The sequence below is a fragment of the Micromonospora acroterricola genome (assembly GCF_003172955.1).
GTDB lineage: Bacteria > Actinomycetota > Actinomycetes > Mycobacteriales > Micromonosporaceae > Micromonospora > Micromonospora acroterricola.
Window position 1 is genome coordinate 1 of the sequence record NZ_QGKR01000071.1, and the last position, 613, is coordinate 613.

1 protein-coding gene is annotated in these 613 nt (G+C 72.4%); it reads left to right on the forward strand.

Going from position 1 to position 613, the window contains the following annotated elements; translation table 11 throughout:
- Nucleotides 1–210: 210 nt before the first annotated feature.
- Nucleotides 211–420, forward strand: coding sequence for a PspC domain-containing protein (locus tag DKT68_RS01115; RefSeq protein ID WP_109815575.1), 210 nt, complete (start codon nt 211–213; stop codon nt 418–420).
- The last annotated feature ends 193 nt before the right edge of the window (nt 421–613 follow it).

The window sequence follows — 613 nt, forward strand, 5'->3', positions numbered from 1 at the left end:
GGCCAGGACGGCGCAGGCCAGGACGGCGCGGCGCGGGCCGGGGCGGCGCGGGTCGGGCCGGGGCGCAGGAGGCGTTGGAGCGGAGCCGCACGGGTATGTACCTACGGGTCCACGGGTTGCCGATCCTCCTCGGGACCGAGGGCGGGCTGGCCTTCCCTTTCTACCGTGGATTGCAGACGCGGCGTACCGCCGCAGAGTGGGAGTACGACGATGAGTCGCAAACTGGTTCGGCCCCGCCAGGGGCGCATGATCGCCGGTGTCTGCGCCGGCCTCGGTCAGCGGTTCGGCATGTCCGCCGGGATGGTCCGGTTGCTGTTCCTGCTGTCGCTGCTGCTGCCCGGCACCCAGGTGATCGTCTACCTGGTCCTCTGGGCCCTCGTGCCGAACGAGGACCGCTACCTCGCCTCCACCGGCCACTGACCCGCACCCCACACCGCCCGAAGCCACCCTCGCCGAGCCCCCCGGCCGCAGCCGCCCCGAAGTCCCCGACCGAGGCCTCCGGCCGAGGCCCCCGGCCGAGGCAGCAACTTCAGGGAAGTTGCTGCCTCACGACCGCCGGAGGCAGCAACATCGCTGAAGTTGTGCGGATCTTGCGCCTGACGCCGCGCCCCGT